The 24,397-nt window shown below is 61.0% G+C and carries 20 protein-coding genes and 1 tRNA gene; 12 read left to right on the top strand and 9 right to left on the bottom strand.

Annotated features, from left to right (window positions below; all coding sequences use genetic code 11):
- Positions 1-4: 4 nt before the first annotated feature.
- From BM173_RS06425 to yghU, 5 genes are all read right to left on the bottom strand, one after another.
- Positions 5-406: a hypothetical protein gene (locus BM173_RS06425; RefSeq protein WP_245755800.1), complete on the bottom strand. Its 402-nt coding sequence runs from the start codon at positions 404-406 to the stop codon at positions 5-7.
- 326 nt (positions 407-732) lie between these two features.
- Positions 733-2,205 carry a hypothetical protein gene (locus tag BM173_RS06420; RefSeq protein ID WP_143089579.1) on the bottom strand — a complete coding sequence of 491 codons (1,473 nt, stop codon included), beginning with the start codon at positions 2,203-2,205 and terminating at the stop codon, positions 733-735.
- Between the two features lie 141 nt (positions 2,206-2,346).
- A complete protein-coding gene (locus BM173_RS06415; protein WP_090478971.1) occupies positions 2,347-4,359 on the bottom strand; it encodes a site-specific integrase in 2,013 nt (670 codons plus the stop codon).
- Positions 4,360-4,492: 133 nt separating this feature from the next.
- Positions 4,493-4,567 (bottom strand) — tRNA-Gln (locus BM173_RS06410).
- Between the two features lie 48 nt (positions 4,568-4,615).
- On the bottom strand, positions 4,616-5,467 hold the full coding sequence (yghU, locus tag BM173_RS06405) for a glutathione-dependent disulfide-bond oxidoreductase (protein WP_090478968.1): 852 nt from the start codon (positions 5,465-5,467) through the stop codon (positions 4,616-4,618).
- Positions 5,468-5,558: 91 nt separating this feature from the next.
- Between yghU and BM173_RS06400 the strand changes: the two genes are divergently transcribed.
- The 3 genes from BM173_RS06400 (at position 5,559) to BM173_RS06390 (ending at position 10,346) form a co-directional block, all read left to right on the top strand.
- Complete coding sequence (locus BM173_RS06400) at positions 5,559-6,563, top strand: DNA topoisomerase IB (protein ID WP_090480198.1); 1,005 nt, start codon at positions 5,559-5,561, stop codon at positions 6,561-6,563.
- Between the two features lie 269 nt (positions 6,564-6,832).
- On the top strand, positions 6,833-8,893 hold the full coding sequence (locus BM173_RS06395; protein WP_090480195.1) for an NAD(+) synthase: 2,061 nt from the start codon (positions 6,833-6,835) through the stop codon (positions 8,891-8,893).
- A gap of 109 nt (positions 8,894-9,002) precedes the next feature.
- Positions 9,003-10,346, top strand: a complete 1,344-nt coding sequence (locus BM173_RS06390) for an MFS transporter (RefSeq protein ID WP_090478965.1) — start codon at positions 9,003-9,005, stop codon at positions 10,344-10,346.
- On the opposite strand, the gene BM173_RS06385 is transcribed toward BM173_RS06390, so the two are convergent.
- Together BM173_RS06385 and BM173_RS06380 are read right to left on the bottom strand one after the other, a co-directional pair.
- Entirely contained in the window at positions 10,347-10,940 is a 594-nt protein-coding gene (locus BM173_RS06385; protein ID WP_090478962.1) for an FMN-dependent NADH-azoreductase, read from the bottom strand. It abuts the gene before it with no gap.
- 15 nt (positions 10,941-10,955) lie between these two features.
- Positions 10,956-11,657, bottom strand: a complete 702-nt coding sequence (locus BM173_RS06380) for a pirin family protein (protein ID WP_090478958.1) — start codon at positions 11,655-11,657, stop codon at positions 10,956-10,958.
- Between the two features lie 106 nt (positions 11,658-11,763).
- Between BM173_RS06380 and BM173_RS06375 the strand changes: the two genes are divergently transcribed.
- The gene (locus BM173_RS06375) at positions 11,764-12,693 is read left to right on the top strand and encodes a LysR family transcriptional regulator (RefSeq protein ID WP_090478955.1); all 930 of its coding nucleotides are present in this window, start codon (positions 11,764-11,766) and stop codon (positions 12,691-12,693) included.
- Here BM173_RS06375 and BM173_RS06370 read toward each other — a convergent pair.
- Positions 12,690-13,769 carry a branched-chain amino acid aminotransferase gene (locus tag BM173_RS06370; RefSeq protein WP_090478952.1) on the bottom strand — a complete coding sequence of 360 codons (1,080 nt, stop codon included), beginning with the start codon at positions 13,767-13,769 and terminating at the stop codon, positions 12,690-12,692. The two genes, BM173_RS06375 and BM173_RS06370, sit on opposite strands and share 4 nt — an antisense overlap.
- Before the next feature lie 431 nt (positions 13,770-14,200).
- Positions 14,201-14,758: a hypothetical protein gene (locus BM173_RS06365; RefSeq protein ID WP_090478949.1), complete on the bottom strand. Its 558-nt coding sequence runs from the start codon at positions 14,756-14,758 to the stop codon at positions 14,201-14,203.
- A gap of 71 nt (positions 14,759-14,829) precedes the next feature.
- On the opposite strand from BM173_RS06365, the gene BM173_RS06360 reads away from it, so the two are divergent.
- The 8 genes from BM173_RS06360 (at position 14,830) to BM173_RS06330 (ending at position 24,327) form a co-directional block, all read left to right on the top strand.
- A complete protein-coding gene (locus BM173_RS06360; protein ID WP_090480192.1) occupies positions 14,830-15,546 on the top strand; it encodes a TlyA family RNA methyltransferase in 717 nt (238 codons plus the stop codon).
- Between the two features lie 59 nt (positions 15,547-15,605).
- Positions 15,606-17,138 (top strand): acyl-CoA carboxylase subunit beta, encoded by a 1,533-nt coding sequence (locus tag BM173_RS06355; RefSeq protein WP_090478946.1) that lies wholly within the window; start codon positions 15,606-15,608, stop codon positions 17,136-17,138.
- A gap of 374 nt (positions 17,139-17,512) precedes the next feature.
- Positions 17,513-19,552, top strand: coding sequence for a S9 family peptidase (locus BM173_RS06350; RefSeq protein ID WP_090478944.1), 2,040 nt, complete (start codon positions 17,513-17,515; stop codon positions 19,550-19,552).
- Between the two features lie 79 nt (positions 19,553-19,631).
- Positions 19,632-20,081: a methylmalonyl-CoA epimerase gene (gene mce / locus BM173_RS06345; protein WP_090478940.1), complete on the top strand. Its 450-nt coding sequence runs from the start codon at positions 19,632-19,634 to the stop codon at positions 20,079-20,081.
- Positions 20,082-20,103: 22 nt separating this feature from the next.
- Positions 20,104-22,260, top strand: coding sequence for a methylmalonyl-CoA mutase (gene scpA, locus BM173_RS06340; RefSeq protein WP_090480189.1), 2,157 nt, complete (start codon positions 20,104-20,106; stop codon positions 22,258-22,260).
- Positions 22,257-22,538 carry a hypothetical protein gene (locus tag BM173_RS14415; RefSeq protein ID WP_143089578.1) on the top strand — a complete coding sequence of 94 codons (282 nt, stop codon included), beginning with the start codon at positions 22,257-22,259 and terminating at the stop codon, positions 22,536-22,538. The genes scpA and BM173_RS14415 overlap by 4 nt, the downstream gene beginning before the upstream one ends.
- Complete coding sequence (gene bioB, locus BM173_RS06335; protein ID WP_090478937.1) at positions 22,538-23,551, top strand: biotin synthase BioB; 1,014 nt, start codon at positions 22,538-22,540, stop codon at positions 23,549-23,551. The genes BM173_RS14415 and bioB overlap by 1 nt, the downstream gene beginning before the upstream one ends.
- Positions 23,548-24,327 (top strand): heme-dependent oxidative N-demethylase family protein, encoded by a 780-nt coding sequence (locus tag BM173_RS06330; RefSeq protein WP_090478934.1) that lies wholly within the window; start codon positions 23,548-23,550, stop codon positions 24,325-24,327. Before bioB ends, BM173_RS06330 begins: the two co-directional genes overlap by 4 nt.
- Positions 24,328-24,397 lie beyond the last annotated feature (70 nt).

Here is a 24,397-nt window from a genome sequence, read left to right as displayed (position 1 = left end):
TTTATCAAAGCACCTTGGCTGCGGAGATCGCGCCCATGAGCGTTTCGATCGGCACAGGCACGTTGCTCGACCGATAGCCCGGGTTCATCGCGAACCGCTCCCCATATCGCTCGATCCACTGCCGACCGTTCAGGCGCAAGGCGCGCTGCAATTGCACCACCGGCAATAGATAGCACCGGCGGCTGGGAGCGAAGGCATAGGCGATGAAGTCGCAAGCTAGCGGCTTCTTGATCCAGCCGGGCGTGCCCCGCTGTTCGTCGCTCCAACGCTCGAGCAGGATGTCAGGCCAATCGTTCATCCTCACCTTCTCGTCGACGGTGTAGGCCCGGCCGGAAGCGAGTGTGATCACGCGATCGATACCGCTGCGCTGGGCCGAACCGTCGTGACGAGCACTGAGGCCGCTCACCATGCTGGCAAAGCGCGCCGGCAAAGTGCCTGCAATTCCGAAACGTCAGTGTATCTTTTTGAAAAAGACACCTCGACTTGGCAGCGTGTGCAAAGGACCCGCATGTATTGCCAGCAATTTCGCTTAGTGTGCCCTTTCTGAAGATCTTGGTGGGATTCCTTCGCCGATCTTCTTGGACATTTCTAACAGTCCGGATGGCTTTCACGACACAGGCAGTTCCGTGTCTGTCTCGAGTTGGCCTTGTTAGTTCTAGGCTTTGCACGCCAAGCACGGGTGTTAGTCATGGCTTTTTCTTTTTTTATCAATGAGTCCATCTTCTCCGTTCGCTACATCCTTATTCGTTTCCGCTCCTCGAGAAGATGGGCGTATGTGAAGGGTCTCTCGCGAAAATCTTCGCCAAAGACTTCGTGCTGCAGACATTTCGCTACGATCTGTTCGAGATCACGAACAGCATCCTCGTGATAACTCTCATAGTAGCGGCGATAGCTCTTCGACTCGTAGACATTGGGAGCGCCGCCATGGATTACGCTTCCGCGCAGGCTGAGAAGCATCCGGATGCGAGCGCTGTCGTATTCCTTGCCCATGAGTGGCTCCACCGCATCGACAACGGCTTGCGTTGCACCACTTCCGTCGCCGCCAAATATCGCATCAATGGATCCCACGAGGCTGGGGAAACGCTTGGCTGGGTCGGGGGCCCATGCTCGAAACTGATATTCGAGCGCGCGCATCCGTCGCCTATGGGCCTTCTTCGGACTGGTGAGCATATGATCGAGCTTGTTGAGCCATTTTGCATCCTCACTAACGAGGACGATGTCTTCGGAAAGGCCCGGCGTGTGTGGGTCGCCGATAGAAATGGAATACCGTGGACCGATTAGCGTGCACCTGCCCGATACGACCTTTCGCATGGTAAAAAGGTATCGCTCGATCGCATTAGGCACTAGCGCAAGCGCACCCAAGACAGTCGCGCGGAATCTTTTGGCGGTCTCAACGTTCGGAGCCCAAATGCCAAGCCATGAAGAGACTGGTTTCGGTGGGGCACTCGCCCCTCGAAAAGGAGGAAATTGGTTTGCGATAAAATCCTTCGAGGAGCTTACCGAACCGATCATCTCGGGTGTGAGGTCGTTCGGTCCAACAAGGAAAAAGTCCCGGCCGATGAATGGGTGTTCGCACTTGATAACCGTGAGGGGGAATAGAGTCAGTTCCCGTGGCTCTATGAAAAGGCGCGAAGTCGCCAAAGCTTGGCCCCATTCTGTCAAACTTTTATCGGATAGGCGCTCTCGAAAGCTTTCCGAAAACCAAACACCCCAGATTTCGTTGGAGACAAGGTAAAAGCTGCTCGCCACAAAATCTGTGATGAGTGACCGCACGTCAGAGAAAGACAACGAACCGAGGTAGGGCGCACCATATCGACGGACATACAAAATTGCCTTCGTGAATGCCGTTTCGCAATAGTGTAAGTTAATGCCGAGACCGGACATGCGGTATTCTTCGCCGGGGTGCTGAATAATGAAGCTATGGGATGATCGATCTGCATCAGGTTGGTGAAAGGCAGCCTCTGCGATAAGCTGGATGGCGATGGCGGAATGATCAGGTTGGCTCATGGTCTCACCATGAAGGACACAGCCTGCATCGCAAACTAAATCGCTCTCAGGGATTCTGCCACCTTGTAATCGGTTAAACAGGTCGAGTTCATCTTGGCCTAGACCGATTCCACGCTGCTCGCGCGCCTCGGTCAGATCGGCTGCGAGGCCCAGGCGGCATGGATATTCTGGCTCCAGGCGTTTTGTCCCGTAAATCACCGCCGCAAACTGCTCGCAAGTTATCTGGCGTGGCAACAGCTGTAGCGGGACCGCGCCCTGCCTGTCCACACATGACAAAAGGGGCGCCGATCGTGCCCCTTTTTTGCATCCGCAGTCGCCTGCATCAGAGGGAAAGCCTGACTACACTTTTTTTTCGCGCGATGGGCGCTGGACGCGCAGCTCAGCAGGCAAAAGATTAATCTCGCTGACGTCATCCAAATGAAGGGTTACCGAAGGGATGTCCGTAAGCATCTCCTTCATTCCTTTGAGGGCGAGCGGTTCGGAGTATCTCGCAGCGCCTTCGCCAAGAGCTTTTTGGCTTTGCCCTAAAAAGTCGTTGCGCTTCTCGAGAGTTATACCGGCTTGCTTGAGAGCATCGGAACAAGAGTGCCGAGCGGCATGCATCGCCTGTCCGCGTTTCAGGTCAGGCACGAAGGGGCGCAAGTAAATCCACCAGTTCTTGTAGAACACGTCGCCGATCTTTCGCTTGGTCCCGCTTGACGGATACATCTCTGCAAAAAGAAGGGTCTCACCTGCGGCCCTCAAAGCCGCGACATACTTTAAGAAGCCAAGGCGGAAGAGTTCTTCATGCAATGGGATTTTTCGTTTCGAACTCTTGCACTTGATCCTGCCGGTATCGGTCGGACGAATGAAGATATAGGGAATGCCATGCGGTTCGCTGTCGAAAACATCGTCCAGCTTGAGCTTGCAAATTTCCTCCCTGCGCGCGCCCGTATACCAGACTAGCAGGAGAATGAAGAAGAGCGCATCGTGAATGATGTGGGTGCCTGACTTCAGTCTGTCGTCGAGGCCTGCACAACCCGTCCAAGGAGGTAGGCTGAAAATCGCCTGGCCCTGTTCTTTGGTGTAAGCGTCTCGAGCTTCTCGCTCGTCCTTCGTTTCAGGAGTGACGAACTTTGAAACGTCTACTTCGAACACTCCGGGAACGAGCGATCGAAGGTATTTGTGCATGCGCGCGAAGTTCTGCCAGTGCTTGTTGCTGGTGTTAACGCTTAGGCCGATCTGTTCGGGGCTCAGCTCCCCGCTGTCGATTCGCTCAAGCGCACGTTCCCTGATCATTTCGAAGGTCGTTTCCGGCTCCCTATCCTTCGGCGACTTTCCAATGGTTGTCGGGAGAAGATCAAACCAGCTATCGAGGTTGGTCACGTGTTCCATCGTGACCTGTGAGAAGGGCACTCCCTCGGGCATCGCCTTCTCAAGCAATACCGCTACCCAACGGATATCTCGGAAGGTGGATTCTTGGACGATTTCGCGCTGGCGCTTGTTGCCCTCACGGTGTTCCAATCCACCAAATTTTTCACCTATGAATACCTCGGCGAACTCGGTCGGTGACATCGCTGCGTAGCGTTGCTGTTCTGCGTTCAGAGACGCAGGTAGCAAAGGCGACGCGCTAGGGAAGTGGCTTGCGGCAGGGGCCTCTGTTCCGTGAGGCATCACCGACTTCACAAATGAAGTCGCGAGAGATGCGAGCTTGGCCAGATCGTTGAAATCGGAATTTTCCTTCACGCGCCGGGCTGCCTCGGCGCGGGCGCGGGCGATCACATCCACAGCAACCGGTATGCTGACCGCGTTGCTGGGAGCGCCAGCCTGCTCAAGGCGCGCCTGCGCGGTCAGCCGAAGCGATTCCGGCAGGTCGCGGTGATCGCGGAGCAGATCGCGCACACGGCATTGCATGTCATGGTCGAACTCCGCGAAATGCTTTTCGACAAAGTCCCAGTCTCTCGGCACGCCAACACCTTCATCGGCAATGCCCTTCCAGAGTGCCTGGAAAACTCCCAGATCATCCTCGCGGTTGGAAACCCTGCTCCACTCTGGATGAGCCTTCCAAGTGGCTTCGAGATGGACCAGCTCGTTGCGGTAGCTGCGAACCTCTTCCACAAAGATCGATGAGATAGTCTGCTCGTCGAGTCCAAACTGTGCGACGTTATCCCGGAAACTCATTTTCAGCCTTTCACTATAAGCGGTCATCGCCGCGGCACGGCCGCGGGCGCTGTCCAGCTCTTTTGTGAAGAGGCTGAACTCCAAGCTTATGAGTCGATTTTCTGAAAATGCCAACTTTCCGAGCGAAAGGGTGCGTCGCCACCAGTAAACGGCGCCGCGGCGTTTGATATTCTGAACTGGTGATCGGGGCATGGAACGAGCCTTCGTGAGGCCGCTGTCATCCCTGCCTGGGACAGCCGCTTGGGACAGTTGCTGGGGACAACTGCGAATCCCTTGGAATCGAATCCGCGGAATTCTCGGCTTTTCTGTCTTTCTCGAGGCTGCTTGGCTGGGGTGGCAGGGATCGAACCTGCGAATGCCGGTACCAAAAACCGGTGCCTTACCACTTGGCTACACCCCAGCAGGCGGGCGCTCCTATAGCGTGCCCGCCGTCAATGTGAAGGGGGGATTAAAGCTTCTTTCCTTCAAAATCCGCAGCCGAGTGACGCTCTAGCAACTGCGTGTCTTCATCGCCCCATGCCTTGTTGACGATCCGTCCGCGCTTAACCGCCGGGCGGTCGGCGATCTGCTTTGCCCAGCGCGCGACGTTCTCGTACTCGTGGATCGACAGAAAGGTCTTTGCCTCGTTGTAGATGGTGCCTTCAACGAAGGGCGCCATCCATGGCCATGCCGCGATATCGGCGACCGTGTAATCCTTGCCGCCAAGATATTCACTGTCCGCGAGCCGCTTGTCGGCAACATCGAAGAGACGCTTGGTCTCCATGGCGTAGCGATTGATGGGGTACTCGAACTTCTCCGGCGCATAGGCGTAGAAATGCCCGAAGCCGCCGCCGATGAATGGCGCGCTGCCGATCTGCCAGAACAGCCAGCTGAGCACTTCGGCGCGCGTGTGGTCTGTCGGGAGGAATGCGCCGAACTTTTCAGCGAGATGCATCAGGATCGCGCCGCTTTCGAAAACGCGAACGGGCTTGTCGCCGCTGCGATCGAGGAGGGCGGGGATCTTGCTGTTGGGGTTCACGTCGACGAAGCCGCTGGTGAACTGCACGCCGTCGCCGATATTGATCGTGTAGGCATCGTATTCGGTGCCGGAGTGACCGGCTTCCAGCAGCTCTTCCAGCATGACGGTTGCCTTCACGCCGTTCGGCGTTGCCAGCGAGTAGAGTTGGAAATCGTGCTTTCCGACCGGGAGGTCCTTCTGCTCGCGGGCACCTGCTGTCGGAGCGTTGATACTGGCGAAGCGCCCGCCGTTTTCGGCGTCGTGGGTCCAGACTTCGGGCGGGGTGTAAGTCGCATCGGCCATAGTGATCTCCTTTTTGGTCGGGCTAATTCACCCTTCCATTCGTCGCAAGGTGGGGAACCGCTACACGCTTGCCACGGTTCTTCCCTTCGCCATGACGAAGCTCATCTATGTAGACGACAGCCTGCCCGGCATCACCCGCAAGGGCGCAGGCAAGGGCTGGGCGTATTACGATCCCAAGGGCGAGCTTATTCGCGACCGCAAGGAGAAGGAGCGGCTCAACGCGATCGCCCTTCCGCCCGCTTATGAGGACGCATGGTTCTGTCCGGCGCCGAACGGCCATATTCTCGCGACCGGCCTGGATGCGAAGGGTCGCAAGCAATATCGCTATCACCCCGATTTCCGCGCTGCCCGCGAAGGCGAGAAATTCGATGGCTGCATCGCGTTCGGCGCATTGCTCCCCCTTGTTCGCAAGCGGGTGGAGGAAGATTTGCGCGGCCGAAAACTGACCCGCGACCGGGCAGTGGCAAGCGTGGTGCGACTGCTCGATCTCGGTGCGGTTCGCGTCGGCAATGAAGGTTATGCCGAGCGTAACAAGAGTTTCGGCGCGACGACTTTGAGGCGACGGCATGCAGAGGTGACCGGCAAGACCCTGCGCCTTCGCTATCGTGGAAAGTCCGGCAAGCAGCGTGAAGTAACGCTGACCGACGGCAGCCTCGCTCGGCTGGTGCGCAAGATGCAGGACCTGCCCGGCCAGAACGTATTCAAATATGTCGACGATGATGGCGAGGTAAATCCCGTCGGCTCGAGCGATGTAAACGCCTATCTCGAAGAGGCCATGGGCGAGCGGTTTACTGCGAAGAATTTTCGAACCTGGCATGCAAGCGTGCTGGCCTTCGAGTGCCTGCGCCAGGGCGAGGGCAGGCTGCCGATCAAGGAACTGCTCGATTGTGTTGCGCAGAAACTCGGCAACACCCCCGCCGTAACGCGCAAGAGCTATATCCATCCGGCCGTGATCGATTTGGTCGATCGCCAGGAGGAATGGCGTGCTTCGCTTAAGCTGCCACGGGCCACGCAGTGGCTGACGCGGGACGAACGCGGGCTGCTGGAGCTACTGCAGGATGCCCCCGACGTGGCGGAGTTGCTTGCTGCGGCTTGATCCTTGCGCGAATTATCTTTTCGGGATAATCGCAGGAAATGCATAGAGCAGGGCAGAAACTCAAGGCATGGCGGCTGGCGCAGAAACCACCTCTGTCCGCAGAAGAGTTTGCGTCCCGTCATGGCTTCAAGACGCAGACCGTGTTCGGCTGGGAAAGCAAGGGGCGCATAGCCCGCGCACAGGCCCAGCGCACGCTCTCCGAGCTCGGCATTTGCGAGCCTGCGGACTGGATAGAGCCTGCAGAAAACCAACAGAAAGAAACGCGACCCATGGCCAGCGGTGACACGCATCCCTTTTTCGATTTGCACACGCACGGGTTCGTACGCGTCGCAACCGCCACGCCGAAAGTCCGCACCGCGGATATCGCCTACAATGCCCAAGGCATAATCGAGCAGGCCGAAAAAGCGCATGAGCAGGGCGTCGATCTCCTGCTTTATCCGGAACTGAGCCTGTCCTCTTATGCGCTCGACGACCTGCATTTGCAGACCGCGCTTCTGGAGGCGGTCGAACGGCATCTTTCAGAAATACTCGAGCGGTCGCGCACACTCACACCGTTGCTGGTCATCGGCGCGCCGCTGCGGCGGAACGGGCGGATATACAATTGCGCCATCACAATCTCCAAGGGGCGTATCCTCGGCGTGGTGCCCAAAAGTTACCTGCCGAATTACCGCGAATTCTACGAAAAGCGCTGGTTCAGCCACGGGCGCGACTGCGTCGCGCTGGAAATCGACGTGCTGGGCGAAACGGTGCCGTTTGGAACGGACATCGTCTTCGAAGCGGAAGACCTTGCCGGCTTCACTTTCGGTATCGAGATTTGCGAGGATTTCTGGTCGCCCAATCCGCCCGGTACGCTTGCCGCGCTGGCCGGGGCGACGATCCTGCTCAACCTCTCCGCATCGAACATCACGATCGGCAAGTCGGACGAGCGGCACATGCTCACGCGCGCCAGCTCGTCACGCTATGTCTGCGCCTATGCCTATTCCGCCAGTGGCTATGGCGAAAGCACCACCGACCTTTCGTGGGACGGGCAGGGCATGATCTACGAACTGGGCGATTTGCTGATCGAGAGCGTGCGTTTCGATCACGAGCCCGAGCTGTGCGTGACAGACGTCGACACGCGCCGCATCCTTGCAGAGCGCATGCGGATGCAGACCTGGGGCGATGCAGCCGATGCGGCGGGTCGCCCGGAAGACTGGTACCGCACAATCGGGTTCGAGCACGGCGCGGCGCCAAAAGACAACGGACTGGTCCGGCCGATCCGCCGCTTCCCCTTCGTCCCGAACCGCCAGGAGAAGCTGGACGAGGATTGCTACGAGGCTTTCAACATCCAGGTTGACGCCCTGATGCGCCGGATCGAGGCCACGCGCCCCAAGTGCCTGGTCATCGGCATCTCGGGTGGGCTCGACAGCACCCATGCCTTGCTGGTCGCCGCCAAGGCGATGGACCGCCTGGGCCGCCCCCGCACCGATATTCGCGGCTACACCATGCCCGGCTTCGCAACGTCGGACGGGACCAAGTCCAACGCATGGAAGCTGATGAAGGCCTTCGGCATCACTGCAGAAGAAATCGACATCAAGCCGACGGCGACGATGATGCTGGAAAATATCGGCCACGCCTTCGCCGACGGACATCCCGTCTACGACACCACCTTCGAAAACGTCCAGGCGGGCCTGCGCACGGACTACCTCTTCCGCCTTGCAGGACAGCATGGCGGCTGGGTGATCGGAACCGGCGACCTGTCCGAACTCGCCCTAGGCTGGTGCACCTATGGCGTGGGCGACCAGATGAGCCACTATGGCGTCAATTCGGGCGTGCCGAAGACGCTCATCCAGTATCTCATTCGCTGGACCACGACGACGCACCAGTTCGACGATCATGTCGACGAGGTATTGCTCGATATCCTCGATACCGAAATCAGCCCCGAACTGGTTCCTGCGGACGAGGATGGCACCATTCAGAGCACGCAATCGATCATCGGCCCCTACGAATTGAACGATTTTTTCCTGCACCACGTCATTCGCTGGGGACAAAGTCCGAGCCATGTGGCGTTCCTTGCCTGGCACGCATGGAAGGATGCCGAGGCAGGGCAGTGGCCAATCGATTTCCCCGAAGATGCCAAGAACGCATACGACCTGCCCACCATCGCCAAGTGGCTGGAAAACTTCGTGAAGCGCTTCTTTGGCTTCAGCCAGTTCAAGCGCAGCGCCATGCCCAACGGGCCGAAAGTCAGCGCGGGCGGCGCGCTTTCACCACGAGGCGACTGGCGTGCGCCCAGCGATGCCGTAGCGGATCTGTGGCTCGATGACCTGAAGCGAAACGTGCCCGGCTGACCTTGCTAGATCGCCCGCGATAGGGCAGCACTACGCCAATCGGATCGTAGGGACGCGATCGGCCAAGGGCAGATAGCCAGCCGTTACTCATGCTTATGGGGGCTAAGCGATGGCATCTGCCGCGTCCGGAAAATCACTGATCCTTGAAGACAGCCAGCGCTTGCGGCTGTTCACCCTTTTCATTCTCTACGTCGGGCAGGGCATGCCGATCGGCTTGTTCTGGTTCGCGGTGCCGGCATGGATGGCCGTGAAAGGGGCGCCTGCGGCCGATGTCGGCTCCGTGGCTGCGCTGACGGCGCTTCCGTGGTCGCTCAAGCTCGTCAACGGGTTCATCATGGACCGCTATACCTTCCTGCCCATGGGGCGACGCAGGGCGTGGATCCTTGGTGCGCAGCTCGTGATGATCGCATGCCTGCTGATCGCAGCGCTAATAGAGCCTTCCGTGAAAGACGTCGCAATTCTCGGCGGTATCGGCTTTGCCCTGAACCTGGCGACGACGTTCCAGGACGTGGCGGTCGATGGCCTTGCGGTCGATATCATGACCGAGGATGAGCGAGCGCGAGGTTCCGGCATGATGTTCGGCGGTCAGGCGATTGGTATCGCCGCCGCAACGGCCATTTGCGGTTTCGTAATCGGGGACTTCGGAGCGCCAGCGGCATTCCTGATTGTCGCCGCCCTGATTTTTGTCCTGTGCGTTTACATTGCCTCGTTCAGGGAGCGGCAGGGCGAAAGGTCGATGCCGTGGAGTAGCGGCAGGGCCCACGAGAGGAACCTGGAAATCCAGCTCGATGCCTGGTGGCCGCTGCTCAAGTCCACGTTCAACTCGATGCGAAAGTCGTCGAGCCTTTTGTGGCTGCCTTGCCTGTTCGGGCGCGGGGTCCTCTATGGCGGCTTCGCAGGTGCGACACCGCTCATCGGGGCCAATTATGTGGGCTGGGACACTGCCGAAATATCCAGCCTGACCGCAACAGCCGGCCTGCTGGCCGGAGTTCTGTGCATGACGCTCGGAGGCTGGCTCGGAGACAGATACGGCGCGAAGCGGATCGGCATCATGTGGGTGGCGTCGGGCATCGCGATGTGCGCGGTCATGTTCGGAGCGGTCGAACACTGGAGCAACTCGGCCGTCTTCATGGCGTTCGTCTATTTCTGGATCCCGCTCGACATGCTGATCACGGTCGCATTGCTGCCGATCTCGATGCGGCTGTGCGATCCGACCGTCGCAGCGACGCAGTTCACGATCTACATGGCGGTATCGAACTTCGGAATTTCGTTCGGAGCGATCATGCTGGGCAAGACAGAAGCGCTCGGCGGCCTGCCCTCGATATTCATCATCGTGGCTGCCGGACTGTCGGTTGCGCTGCTGCTATTACTGACAGCGAAATTCCCGCGCCGCCCCGAATATTATGAAATCCAGAAGCGGCGGGAGATAATGGCGGCTCACAAGCCCGCGTGATCAGGCGGCGAGGCGTTCGACTTCTTCGTGGGCTTCGGCGATCTTCTCTTCGCCGCCTTCACCCCTGATGCCATCGGCGGCGACCATTTCGACATCGGTGATGCCGAGGAAGCCGAGGAAGAACTTCAGCCACGGGCTCATGAAGTCGATCTCGCTCCCGATCGGCGTGCCGCCCGACGCGATTGCGATATAGGCTTTCTTGCCGGTCAGCAGGCCCTCGGCCCCATTCTCGGTATAGCGGAAGGTCGTGCCTGCGCGGGCGACGAGGTCGGCCCACGCCTTGACCGTGGCGGGAACGGCGAAGTTGTAGACCGGCACGCTGAACACGATGGTGTCGGCTGCCTTCAGTTCCTCGATCAGCTCGTCCGCAACCTTGGCCAGTTCGTGCTGCTCGGGCGAACGGTCGGCATAGGGCGCGAGGTTTGCCGCGAAACGCTCCGCATCGATGAACGGGATCTCGTTCTTCGCGAGGTCGCGGGTGACGACCTCGGCGTCCTGCTTGGCTGCGAGGTTTTCGACCAGCTTGGTGCCGAGGCTGCGCGAAACGCTTTCGCCGTCACGGATACTGGCGGTGATGTGAAGAATAGTGCTCATGTGTCTGTCTCCTGTTCAGGCCGCATCGACGAGGACAAGTTCGCTGTCCTCGAGAGCGGTAATGGTGATGCTGTCTTCCTTGGTGATGGCGATGCCGTCGCGGGCTTTCGCTTCGATATTGCCGATACGGATGCTTCCGGTCGCCGGCACGAGATAGAGGTGCCGATCGGCTGCTGCGGGCGTGTAGGTCACGCTTTCGCCCGCCTTGACCGTCGCACCCAGAACACGGGCATCCGTCCGGATGTTGAGGGCGTCGTCGTCGTTTGCGGCTCCACTGGCGAGCGGCACGAACTGGCCGGCGCGGTCGTCCTTGGGAAACTTGCGTGCTCCCCAGCCGGGCTGGCCGCCGCGTTCCGAAGGAATGATCCAGATCTGGAAGAGCGTGGTTTCCTCGTCTTCCAGATTGAATTCCGAATGCTGGACGCCGTTTCCGGCGCTCATCACCTGGACGTCCCCTGCCTCGGTCCGGCCTTCGTTACCCATGCTGTCGCGGTGGGTGATCGCGCCGGTGCGGACATAGGTAATGATTTCCATGTCCCGGTGCGGGTGCGTCGGAAAGCCGTTCTTCGGCGCGATGATATCGTCGTTCCAGACACGCAGGGCGCCCCAGTTCACGCGCTCCGGATCATGGTAGCCGGCAAAAGAGAAATGGTGGTTCGCATCGAGCCAGCCGTGGTTGGCCTTGCCGAGCGTATCGAAAGGGCGGTGTTCGATCATGTCGGGTCTCCTCAAACGGATTGCTTCGTTGGAGCAACAAATAGCGATTGCGCTATGTTTCGATAACTGCGATAAAATGCGTTAAGATGTTCAGGAAATACGAACAGTGAAGCTTGGCGAGCCTAGCCTCGACCAACTCCGCATCTTTCTCGCAGTGGCCGAGGAGGGGAGCTTCGGCGCCGCGGCGCGCAAGATGGGCCGGGCGGTCTCGGCCGTAAGCTACGGCATTGCCCAGATGGAAGCGCAATTGGGAGTAACGCTGTTCGAGCGCGAAGGCTCGCGCAGGCCGGTGTTGACCGATGACGGCAAGGCGCTGCTCCCTGAAGCCATGGCCGTAACCGACGGTGTCGACACGCTCCTTGCGAAGTCGCGAAGCCTCCATGCCGGCCTCGAGAGCGAGGTTTCGCTGGTCGTCGACGTGATGCTGCCGGGCGAGGTGACAGCGGGGGTGCTGCGCGAATTTCGCAAGATGTATCCCAGTGTCGCTCTGCGACTACAGGTGGAAGCCTTGGGTGCTGTCGAGGCTTGTCTTATTGGAGGCGGCGCGGACCTGGCGATCGGCGGTCCGCTGATGGCCGACAGGGCGGAACTTGAAAGACAGGCCGTCGGCGCCGTGGAACTGGTCCCGGTTGCCGCCCCCGACCATCCGCTCGCGCGCGCCGGCATCAAGCCGGGGCAGAGCCGCAAGCACCTCCAGCTCGTACTGTCGGACCGCTCGCCCCTTTCGGAAGGGCGGGAATTTTCGGTGCTGTCGCCGCAGAACTGGCGCCTGGCAGACCTCGGCGCGAAGCACGCGCTGCTCAAGGAGGGGATCGGCTGGGGCAATATGCCGCGGCACATGGTGCGCGGCGATCTTGAGGAAGGCAGGCTGTGTCTGCTGGACCTCCCCGAAAAGCCCGGCGCGAACTATACGCTCAGCGCGCTTTGGCGCCGCGATGCTCGGCCAGGCCCTGCAACCAGCTGGCTTATCGATGCAATCAGAGATCGACTGGCCGCGTGCGAGGGAGTGGAGCCTTCGGTGACGGCTCGGCCTTAGAGCTTCGTGACCCAGCCGTGCGTATCGTTCACGGCGCCCTTCTGGATGCCGACCAGCTTTTCGCGGACCTTGTTGGTGATCTGGCCGGTACCGCCAGTGCCAATGGTGAAGTCGCCATCAGGGCCAAGTACGGTGCCGACTGGCGTCACGACCGCAGCGGTGCCGCAGGCCATCGTCTCCAGCAGCTTGCCGGTGGTCGCATCCACGCGCCACTGGTCGATGCTGTATGGCTCTTCGCGAACGTTGAGACCCTCTTCGCGCAGCAGTTGGATCAGGCTGTCGCGGGTGATGCCCGGCAGGATCGTGCCCGTCAGCGGCGGAGTGATTACCGTGCCATCGTTGAATACGAAGAACAGGTTCATGCCGCCCAGTTCTTCGATCCATTTCTTCTCGACCGCATCGAGGAAGACCACCTGATCGCAGCCGTTTTCGATACCCTCGGCCTGGGGCACGAGGCTGGCAGCGTAATTGCCGCCGGTCTTCGCCGCACCGGTCCCGCCGGGAGCTGCGCGCGTATAGTTGCGACTGACCCAGATCTTCACCGGCTTCGCGCCGCCCTTGAAGTAGGGCCCGACGGGACTCGCAATCAGGATATATTTGTACTGCCTCGCGGGGCGCACGCCGAGGAAGGCCTCGGATGCGAACATGAAGGGGCGCAGGTAAAGCGAGCCGTCGGGATCGCTCGGCACCCAGTCACGGTCGGCGGCGACCAACTGGCGGATGGATTCGAGGAAAAGCTCTTCCGGCAATTCGGGCATCGCCATCCGCCGCGCGCTTGCGTTGAAACGCCGCGCATTCTGTTCGGGACGAAACAGGCCGAGCGTGTCGTCGCCGTGCTTGTAAGCTTTCATCCCCTCGAAAATTTCCTGAGCGTAATGCAGCACGGCCGCCGCAGGATCGAGGCTGATCGGCTGGCGCGGTCCCAGTGTCGCCTGATGCCATCCACCCTTGTCGGCATCATAGTCGATGACGACCATGTGATCGGTAAACAGCTTGCCAAAACCGGGGTCCAGGAGAGCCTGCTGGCGGGTCTCGCCGGGGACGGGGGCGGGGTGGGGAATGTGCGCGAAATCCATGACGCGCGGTTAGTGTGAAGGGCGCGCGGGCGCAAGTATCGAGACCCTCAAATGAGAAGGGCGACCCTCGCCCGTAGGAGGATCGCCCTTCGCATGGTCAGCGGTCGGAAGCGCCGCTCACGTAGCCTTACTCGGCAGGAATGTTACCGAATATGCTCCGTAGGGATCTTCACCGACCTCGCTACTGAACCATGAGACATCGGATCACCTCCTTTCAAGCTTGTGAGCTAGACCGCCGTTTCACTGGTGGCCAAGACCGCGTGCGCCGCTGATCTTGCTTACAATTTGTTGCGGAAAAGAGGTGAAAACAAGGCTTGTAAAAAAGTTATCCCACGTCAGAATTGACGTTTGTGGCTCGGGACGAATCCCGGGCCTTTTTCGTATCCGCCGACAGGGTTGCGATACGGAGGTTCGGCGACGTCCGAATCAGTCTAACGGCAATCCTCGATCACCCGCGTCACTTCGGACCATGCCGGGAGGTAAAGCGACGGGGAATTGCTTGTTTCCACAGCGAATCGTCCGCGCGTCAGCGCCATGGCATCAAGCAGCGGGTCTCTCGCCTGCACATCGGCTGCGAGCGAGGAGGCACTGTCGCCAGTGCGGGTCGCAAGTGTGCGCGTGGCCGTTTCGGTCCGGATGGTCATGGCCGGATTGGTGCTGCTGCCTGCCTGGTAGCGGATCAACGCGACACGGGCGCTTCCGCGCATGCAACCAATGGCGAAGAGCGGCCCTGTATCGCGCCCAGAGAAGCGTGCGATCGTGCCGCCGTTGACCGTCCCATAAGACCAATCGCCGGTAGTTTGCGGGGCATCGATCCAGTTTTCGGTGACGGGAGCCTGCGCCACCGATGTAGGCGTCGGTGTCGGCGAAGGCGTGCTGACGGGTGCAGGGCTGGGCGCGGGTGTCGGCTCGGGCGAGGGCGGGATGCAGGCTGCAAGGCCGATGGTCAGCGCACAGGCGGCGGCAATTTGTCCGTAGATCGGTTTCATACCGGTCCAATGCGCGCTAACGCCCTTGGTTTCAAACGGAGTTTGCTGTGGCGAAGAAACGTCTCGACCAAATGCTTGTCGATCGCGGCCTGGTGGAAAGCCGGACCCGTGCGCAGGCGCTGGTCATGGCGGGGCTCGTATTTTCCGGCGAACAGAAGCTTGCGAAGCCCGGTCAGCAATTGCGCGAGGACGCCCCGCTCGAAGTGCGCGGGCGCGACCATCCCTGGGTGAGCCGCGGCGGGATCAAGCTTGCACACGCGATCGAGCATTTCGGTCTCGATCCGAGCGGCGTTACCGCAATGGACATCGGCAGCTCGACCGGCGGCTTTACCGATGTGTTGTTGCAGGGCGGGGCTAGCCACGTCTTCGCTGTCGACAGCGGCACCAACCAGCTGGCGTGGAAGCTGCGGCAGGACGAGCGGGTTACGGTGCTGGAACAGACCAGCGCGCGAATTCTTACGCCGGAGATGATCGACAAGTCCGTTACCTGGGTGGTGTGCGATGCAAGCTTCATCGGGCTCGCCAAGGTTCTCGAACGCCCGATCGAACTCGCCGAAGAGGATTGCCGCCTCGTCGCCCTCATCAAGCCGCAGTTCGAGGTCGGACGCGAGGAAGTCGGCAAGAAAGGCGTGGTCAGCGACCCCGCGCTCCACGCTCGCGTCTGCGACGAAGTGCGCGCTTGGGTCGAAGGGCTTGGCTTCGAGGTTCAGGGCATTGTCGAAAGCCCCATCACGGGCCCGGAAGGCAATATCGAATTCCTGATAAGCGCACAGCGAGGCCAAGCCTGACATTGACGCTTCGCCACTGCGCGCTCTAGGCGCTTCGCGAGAGAATTTACGGAGAGAGCATGTCCGCCAATATCGCCGAAATGGAACGCCGCCGCGAAGCCGCCAAGCTGGGCGGGGGCGAGAAACGCATCGCCGCGCAGCACGCCAAGGGCAAGGTGACCGCACGCGAACGCCTCGACGTGCTGCTCGATGAAGGCAGCTTCGAAGAGCTGGACACCTATGTCGAACACGACTGCGTCGATTTCGGCATGCAGGACCAGAAGATCCCCGGCGACGGCGTCGTCACCGGCAGCGGCACGATCAACGGCCGCCTAGTCTATGTTTTCTCCCAGGATTTCACCGTTTTCGGCGGCTCTCTTTCCAAGCGACATGCAGAAAAGATCTGCAAGGTGATGGACACCGCAATGAAGGTCGGCGCGCCGGTGATCGGCCTCAACGACTCCGGCGGCGCACGTATCCAGGAAGGTGTGGCTTCGCTAGGCGGCTATGCCGAGGTGTTCCAGCGCAATGTGCTGGCGAGCGGCGTGGTGCCGCAGATCAGTCTCATCATGGGGCCCTGTGCAGGCGGGGCGGTTTACAGCCCCGCGATGACCGACTTCATCTTCATGGTGGAGGACAGCTCCTACATGTTCGTCACCGGTCCTGACGTGGTGAAGACGGTGACCAACGAGGTCGTCACGCAGGAGGAACTGGGCGGGGCAAAGACGCACACCACCAAGACCTCCGTCGCCGACAACAGCTTCGAAAACGACATCGAGACGCTGCTCGCAACGCGCAATTTCTTCGATTACCTGCCGCTGTCGAACCGCGAGGAGGTGCCGGAACGGCCCACGGCGGACGCGTGGGACCGCGAGGAGCCGAGCCTCGACACGCTGATCCCCGACAACGCCAACCAGCCCTATGACATGCACGAAGTCATCCGGAAGACGCTGGACGAGGGCGATTTCTTCGAAATCCAGCCGAACCACGCCGCCAACATCATCTGCGGCTTCGGCAGGGTCGAAGGGCGAACGGTGGGCGTCGTCGCGAACCAGCCGATGGTGCTCGCCGGCGTGCTAGACATCAACAGTTCCAAGAAGGCCGCGCGTTTCGTACGCTTCTGCGATGCCTTCGAAATCCCGATCCTGACCTTCGTCGACGTGCCCGGCTTCCTGCCCGGCACGGCGCAGGAGCACAATGGCATCATCAAGCACGGCGCGAAGCTGTTGTTCGCCTATGCCGAGGCGACCGTGCCCAAGATCACCGTGATCACCCGCAAGGCCTATGGCGGCGCATACGACGTGATGGCCTCCAAGCACCTGCGCGGCGACCTCAACTACGCTTGGCCCACCGCCGAAATCGCCGTGATGGGCGCGAAGGGCGCGGTGGAGATAATCTTCCGCCAAGACCGCGACGATCCCGACAAGATCGCCGAGAAGACGAAGGAATACGAAGACCGCTTCGCCAACCCCTTCGTGGCAGCGCAGCGCGGCTATATCGACGAGGTGATCTATCCGCACTCAACGCGGCGGCGCATTGCGCTCGGGCTGCGCAAGCTGCGGACGAAGCAGCTCGAGAACCCGTGGAAGAAGCACGATAATATCCCTCTTTGAAATCTATCTACCTTGGCTAGTCGCGGCGGCAACTTTACTTGCCCTCGTTACGGCAGTTCAGGGAACACGTAGGAAGTCATTCGGGATCGCACCGTTCGCGTGCACTCGTGTCGACGATCCCGCCGGATATTGGTTCTGGTTTTCGGTCCATTGGATGATCGCAGTTTTCGCGATACTGATAACGCTGAGCGTCTTTGGGCTCGATGTGAGGTATTGGTTATGAAACTCGGCCGTCCCAACCATATCCGCGTTGCTACCCCCTTAATCGACTGAACTCTGCCGTCCATCGAGGCCCGCGCCGCGAGAGGGCGTGTTACCTAGACAACACAGTCTCCCCCGGTTAGTCTCCCCGTCATCGAGAGGAGACTGACTTCATGAAGAAAATTTCCCTAGCCGCCGCTGCGCTCGCAGGTTCGGCGTTGATGACGGGCGTCGGCCATGCCGAACATCACGCCCTTTCCGATTACGAGCTGATCGACCGGGACGAATTGTTCGGCAATCCCGTGGCCAGCCAGGGCCGCATCAGCCCGGACGGCCAGTGGGTCAGCTGGATCGCGCCCGACGAAGGCGTGATGAACGTCTGGGTCGCGTCTGCCAGCGATCCTTCGAACGGCAAGGTCGTGACCGACGACCGCCATCGCGGCATTTCCAACCACCAGTGGACCGTCGACAGCCAGTACGTATTGTTCGTGAAGGACAATGACGGCGACGAGAACTTCCACGTCTATGCCGCCAATCCCGAAACCGGCGAGACGCGCGACTTGACCCCGCTGCCCGACGGCATCCGCGCGCAGCTGATGGGCGCCAGCCGCGACCGGCCCGGCGTGATCCTGGTCGGCACGAATGAGCGTAACCCGCAGCTGACCGATCTCTATGAATACAATATCGAGACGGGCGAGCGCACGCTGGTCGCGGAGAACCCCGGCTATGCCGCTTGGGTCACCGACAACACCTACAAGCCGCGCATGGCGCTGGCCCCGCAGCCGGACGGCGGCATGAAGGCGGTCTATCTCAACGAGGATATGACGCCGGGCGAAGTCTTCGCCGACATTCCCAGCGAGGACATGCTCAACACCAATATCGTCGGCTTCTCGCGCGACAACAACACGGTCTACATGATCGACAGCCGCGAGCGGAACTTGGCGGCAGGCTTCGCCATCGACCTGACGACGGGCGAGCGTTCGCTTCTGATCGAACCGGACAAGGCGGACCTGAGCCGCGTGCTGGTCGATAACGAGACTTACGAGCCGATCGCCTATTCAACCAATTACCTCCAGGAAGAATGGCAGGCGCTGAACGACGAGGCGGCCAAGGAACTGCAGTTCCTCTCCTCGAAGATCGACGGAGAGTACCAGATCCTTTCGCGGACCGAAGACGACAGCAAATGGATTGTATGGGGTGGCTCTGCAGAGGCTCCGGGCCAATATCATGTCTATGATCGGACTGCGCTGACGCTGACGCCGTGGTTCGTGACACGTCCCGATCTCGCCGATGCTCCGCTGCAGCCGATGCACCCGCTGGAGCTCAAGTCTTCGGACGGCAAGACGCTTGTGTCCTACCTCACCCTGCCGCCGGGCAGCGATCCCGATGGCGACGGGCGTCCGGACGAAGCGGTCCCGATGCTGCTGTGGGTCCATGGCGGCCCGTGGGCACGCGACAGCTACGGCTACAACACGGTGCACCAGTGGATGGCCAATCGCGGCTATGCGGTATTGAGCGTCAATTACCGCGGCTCGACCGGCTTCGGCAAGGACTTCACCAATGCCGCCGTCGGCGAATTTGCCGGCAAGATGCACACCGACCTGATCGACGCGGTCGACTGGGCGATTTCGGAGGGCATTGCGCAGGAAGACAAGGTCGCGATCGGCGGGGGCAGCTACGGCGGCTATGCGACGCTGACCGGCGTTGCCTTCACGCCCGACCGCTTCGCCTGCGGTGTCGACATCGTCGGCCCGTCGAGCCTCGTCACCCTGATCGAGAGCTTCCCCGAATACTGGAAGCCGTTCCTCGCCGGGACCTGGTATCGCTATGTCGGCGATCCCGCCGATCCAGAACAGCGCAAGGACCTGCTAGCGCGCTCGGCCATCAGCCGGATCGACGACATTCGCGTGCCCCTGCTCGTGGGGCAGGGCGGCAACGACCCGCGCGTGACCAAGCAGGAAGCCGACAATTTGGTGGAGGCCATGCAGGCGAAGAACCTGCCCGTCACCTACATCAACTATCCCGACGAAGGGCACGGCTTCCAGAAACCGGAAAACCGGCTGAGCTTCTTCGCGGCGATGGAAGGCTTCCTCGGCACCTGCCTCGGCGGCCGTACGCAGCCCATCGGCGACAGCTTCGAAGGCAGTTCGGCGGAAATCCTCGCCGGTGCCGAATATGTCGAAGGACTGGGAGATGTCGAAAGCGGCGGTTGATTGCTGCCTGCCGACGTTCCAAAGAAGCGGCGCGCTCCTGTTTGCAGGGGCGCGCCGTTTCTGTTCTGGAGGATGACGCATGAAGCTCGGCCGTCTCAATCACATCGGTGTCGCGACGCCGTCGATCGAGGAATCGATCCGCTATTACCGCGATGTCATGGGCGCGACGCGCTTTCACAAGCCGTTCGATCTGGAAGCGCAGGGCGTGAAGGTCTGCTTCGTCGACACTCCGGGCGAGAATGGCACCAACGGCACACAGATCGAACTGATCGAGCCGCTGGGCGAAGACAGCCCCATCGCCAAATTTCTCGAGAAGAACCCCTCGGGCGCGCAGCACCACGTCTGCTACGAAGTCGAGGACATCGAGGACGCGCGCAAGTGGTTCGAGGACATGGGCAAGCGTATCCTCGGCCCGACGCGCATCGGCGCACACGGCACGCCGATCTTCTTCCTCCACCCCAAGGACATGATGGGCCAGCTGACCGAAATCATGGAAACCCCCAAGGAAAACGCGCACTGGTCGAACTGACCGCGTGGACACGGAACTCACGATGACTGACAAGCCGACATACGACGACTGGAAGGCCCGCGCCGACAAGGAAGTGAAGGGCCGCGACCTGACCTGGCACACGCCCGAAGGCATCGAGGTAAAGCCGCTCTACACCAGCGAGGATACCGAAGGTCTCGAGCCCGGCGTGCCCGGAATCGCGCCGTTCACGCGCGGGCCTTATGCCTCGATGTACACCGGCCGTCCGTGGACCATCCGCCAGTATGCGGGCTTCTCGACCGCCGAGGAATCGAACGCCTTCTATCGCCGCAACCTTGCCGCGGGTCAGAAGGGCCTTTCGGTCGCTTTCGACCTTGCCACCCATCGCGGCTATGACAGCGACCACCCGCGCGTGGTCGGCGATGTCGGCAAGGCGGGCGTCGCGATCGACACCGTGCGCGACATGGAAATCCTGTTCGACCAGATCCCGCTCGACGACATGAGCGTGTCGATGACGATGAACGGCGCGGTGATCCCGGTGATGGCGTTCTACATCGTCGCGGCGGAGCGGCAGGGGGTGAGCCAGGACAAGCTCGCCGGGACCATCCAGAACGACATCCTCAAGGAGTTCATGGTCCGCAATACCTATATCTACCCGCCCGAACCGAGCATGCGGATCGTTTCGGACATCATCGCATATACCTCGGCCAACATGCCGAAATTCAACAGTATTTCGATCTCGGGCTATCACATGCACGAGGCCGGGGCGACGGCGGTGCAGGAACTCGCCTTTACCATCGCCGACGGCAAGGAATATGCCAAGCGCGCGATGGAAGCGGGCCTCGATATCGACGCCTTCGCGCCCCGCCTGTCCTTCTTCTGGGGCATCGGCATGAACTTCTTCATGGAGATCGCCAAGATGCGCGCCGCGCGTGCGCTGTGGCATGATGTGATGGAAGGGCTGGGGGCCGAAAACCCCAAGTCGAAGATGCTGCGCACCCACTGCCAGACGTCCGGTGTCTCGCTGCAGGAGCAGGACCCCTACAACAACGTCATCCGCACCACGATCGAAGCGATGGCGGCGGTGCTGGGCGGCACGCAGTCGCTTCACACCAATGCGCTGGACGAGGCGATTGCGCTGCCGACCGACTTCTCCGCCCGCATCGCGCGCAACACGCAGCTGGTGATCCAGGAAGAGACCGGCATCACCAATGTCGCCGATCCCCTGGGCGGCAGCTATTACATCGAAAGCCTCACCGCCGCGCTGGTGGACGAGGCGAAAAAGATGCTCGACGAGGTCGAGGCGGCAGGCGGAATGACTGAGTACGTCGCCAGTGGCAAACCCAAGGCGCAGATCGAGCAGGCGGCCGCTGCCAAGCAGGCGAGCGTCGACCGGGGCGAGACGGTGATCGTGGGCGTCAACAAATACCGCCGCGACAAGGAAGACGAGATCGACACGCTCGATATCGACAACCACGCCGTGCGTCAGAGCCAGATTGCGCGCCTTGAAAAGGTCCGTGCAGGCCGCGACGAATTCGCTTGCAAGGCCGCGCTCGACGCGCTGGCACGCGGCGCTGCGCAGCGCGAGGGCAATCTGCTCGAACTCGCGGTCGAGGCTGCACGCCACGATGCGACGCTCGGCGAAATCAGCCAGGCGATGGAAGACGCCTATGGCCGCTACGACACCATGCCGAAGCCCGTGCGCGGGGTTTATTCCGAAGCCTATTCGGACGACGATCGTTACCGCCAAGTGGTCGAAGGGGTGAAGGCCGTCGAGCGCCGTCTTGGACGTGCGCCCAAGCTGATGGTCGCCAAGATGGGCCAGGACGGCCACGACCGCGGCGCGAATGTGATCGCATCCGCCTTTGCCGACATGGGCTTCGAGGTCGTCTCCGGCCCGCTGTTCCAGACGCCTGCGGAAACGCGCGACATGGCTCTGGAGAACGACGTCGACGCAATCGGCGCGAGCAGCCTTGCGGCGGGGCACAAGACGCTCATCCCCGAACTCATCACCCTGCTGAAGGAAGCTGGCCGCAGCGACATCAAGGTCATTGCCGGAGGCGTGATTCCGCAGAAGGATTACGACTTCCTGCGCGATGCCGGGGTGCAGGGCATCTACGGCCCGGGCAGCAATGTCGTCGAATGTGCAGCGGACGTGCTGCGCCTACTGGGCCACAACATGCCGCCTGCTGGGGAGGATCTGGACGAGGCGGCGGAGTGAGCGACAACCAACTTGTAGCGGCTTTGACTGTAGTAGTCGTCTTAGTTGCAGTCTCAGTTGGAGCATGGATAGGACTGCGATTGGTCAGGGGAAGCAATCTGAAATCGGATCCACCGCGTCTTAAAAAACTAACGATCGCAATCTGGATAGCTGCTGTGATAGCGCTCGGCGTATGGCTGCTCAGCCGCGGAGCAGTAGGTTTTTCCGATGCCGTGTTCGGCTTTGTACTCGCGAGCATTGTGACCTTTGCTGTTTTTCGTCAAACTGAGGCTTCTTGATGCATTCTAAAATCCGCACCGACTGGACCCGCGAGGAAATCGCGGAGCTCTTCGACCTTCCCTTCACCGAACTGCTGTTCCGCGCCGCCACTGTGCACCGGGAGTTCCATCCGCCCGAGCAGATCCAGCTCTGCACGCTGCTGTCGATCAAGACCGGCGGGTGTCCGGAGGATTGCGGCTATTGCTCGCAGTCGGTGAAGGCCGACAGCGGGGTCGAGGCGACCAAGCTGATGGAGGTGCAATCGGTCCTCCAGCGCGCGGCGCAGGCGAAGGATGCAGGCTCGCAGCGCTTCTGCATGGGCGCGGCCTGGCGCAATCCCAAGGACCGCGACATGCCCGCGATCGTCGAGATCGTGAAGGGCGTGCGCGCCATGGGGCTGGAAACCTGCATGACGCTGGGCATGCTGACGCCGAAACAGGCGGACATGCTCAAGGAAGCGGGCCTCGATTACTACAATCACAATGTCGACACCGGGCCGGAATATTACGAGCGCGTGATCTCGACGCGCAATTACCAGGACCGGCTCGACACTCTGCAAAACGTGCGCGATGCGGGCATCAATGTGTGCAGCGGCGGGATCGTGGGCATGGGCGAAACGCGCGAGGACCGGGTGGGCTTCGTCCACACGCTCGCCACCCTCGAACGCCATCCCGAAAGCGTGCCGGTCAATGCGCTGGTGCCGGTCAAGGGCACGGTGCTAGGCGACATGCTGGCCGATACGCCGCTCGCCAAGATCGACGATATCGAATTCGTCCGCACCGTGGCCGTGGCGCGTATCGCGATGCCGATGAGCATGGTGCGACTGTCCGCAGGCCGCGAGTCTATGTCCGAGGCGACGCAGGCTCTGTGCTTCATGGCTGGTGCGAACTCGATCTTCACCGGCGACAAGCTGCTGACCGCGCCCAATGCGGGCGATGACAGCGATGCGGCGCTCTTTGCCAAGCTGGGCCTCACCGCGCTTGCACAGGAGGAGCCGATGCGGGCTTGCAAGGTGGCGGAGCCTGCCGAGTGAGCTTGGGCTTCTCCGTCGACGACCTGCTGCCGAAGGCACGCGGCGGCGGAGTGCTTAAAATGGGCCTTGCGAAACTCGACGAAAGCGACTGGCTCCAGCCCGATCCGGACCTGGCTGCCCGTGAGGCAGGCTTTGCGGCCTATCCGGAAGGCATCCAGCTCTCGCCGGAGGGTGAGGCTCCCGGGGCGGATCTTGCCGCCATGCTTGGCCTGTCGGGTGGATTGGCTGAGGCCGCAAAGGCGCATCACGAGGACATGTGCCTGCTCACCCTGCGCGAAGGCGACGAACAGTACCGTCTCGTCGGTGCGGCAGTGGCATGGCCTTCGGATTGGACGCCGGCGGACAAATTGGGTCTGCCGCTGCGTGCGCTCCATGCGCCGATCCAGGGCTACGAGGAGCAGCTTGCCAGCGGGGTCGATCACTTCATGGCCAAGCTCAAAGCGGGCGCGATTTACGGGCGCTGCAACTGGTTTATCGCAGCCACCGGCGAACAGCGCTGGGTGGCCGAGCCGCCGGAACAGGCGTTTGCGCATGTGACGCCGGAAAATGCCGGCGAAACGCTCTTCGTGCGCTCCGAACGCCAGACCCTGAGGCGTCTGCCGGAAACCGGAGCCATCCTCTTCACGATCGGCATCTACGTCTCGCCGCTGGGTGACCTATCGGCGGAAAACCAGTCGCGTCTCGCAACCGCAATGCATGGCCTGCTGGAGGGTGAGGGCGAGCGCCGCGGGGCGCAGCACTACGCCCATGCCCTGATCGATTTCGTCCAGGCCTAACCGAAAATTTGGGGTCGGATCAGTGGGTTAGGCTGACTGCTTGACTCTCGCTTGATTCAGGTGGCTAATT

The organism is Qipengyuania nanhaisediminis (genome assembly GCF_900115585.1).
Taxonomy (GTDB): Bacteria; Pseudomonadota; Alphaproteobacteria; order Sphingomonadales; family Sphingomonadaceae; genus Qipengyuania; species Qipengyuania nanhaisediminis.
This window is presented reverse-complemented; position numbering and strand designations above follow the sequence as displayed.